This is a genomic window from Halalkalibaculum sp. DA384, assembly GCF_043951955.1.
Lineage (GTDB): Bacteria > Bacteroidota > Rhodothermia > Balneolales > Balneolaceae > JAMQKA01.
Genome location: NZ_JBINJE010000106.1, coordinates 1 through 654, shown reverse-complemented (window position 1 = coordinate 654; position 654 = coordinate 1). Strand labels below are relative to the sequence as shown.

General features: G+C 47.9%; 1 protein-coding gene and 1 pseudogene. Both read right to left on the bottom strand.

The window, feature by feature from the left end; all coding sequences use genetic code 11:
* A pseudogene (locus ACG2E4_RS18465) lies at window positions 1-218 on the bottom strand (IS982 family transposase); the annotation flags it as partial.
* A gap of 188 nt (window positions 219-406) precedes the next feature.
* A partial coding sequence (locus ACG2E4_RS18460) for a chitobiase/beta-hexosaminidase C-terminal domain-containing protein (protein ID WP_395277510.1) occupies window positions 407-654 on the bottom strand: 248 nt, incomplete at its 5' end.

The window sequence follows — 654 nt, the reverse complement described above, 5'->3', positions numbered from 1 at the left end:
TGCTTGCAAACATAGCCTTGGTAGAACTTTTTAAAGGTACGGACCCCGGACAGATGGAACAGTACCTGAATGGTCATCACTTCCGAAGGGGACAGCCGGCAGGGTTTTATGCGAGACTTGCCTGCCGCCAACAGATGGCGATGCCAGACGGGCAAAAAATCGGCAGTAAAGTCATCCAAAGAACAAAATATTTCCGTAATTTTGAGGACGTTAATCACGGCAGGAGATTTGGTTAAGTGTATGTTGGACAATAACTTAAGATACTAAATATCCTGCTTTTTTATTCGATAAAATGCCCTTTTCTTATGTCTAACTCACGTTAAATATGGTATTATAATCATAATCTAGTTTCCAAGGTATTGGAATAATGTGTTTCCGAGTGTTCAGAACACAAAAGGCTCTCACGTTATTTTACACCAAACGCCCCGTTGATCTCTTCACTTTCGGCATACCCGTATCGTACGGCTTTGGCTCTCAGGGTCAGCGGTTCCTCGACCCGAATGGGTCCGGTATACAGCTGCCAGTCGGGATCCTCGCCCTGACCGGTCGTATAGACAATGGAGGCTCCGTGGGTGGTCGAGGTAATCTGTACCGTGTATGGCGGACTGAACTGTCCTCCTTCCCGCCTCCAGGTCCGGGCGCGATCCTCTGCGG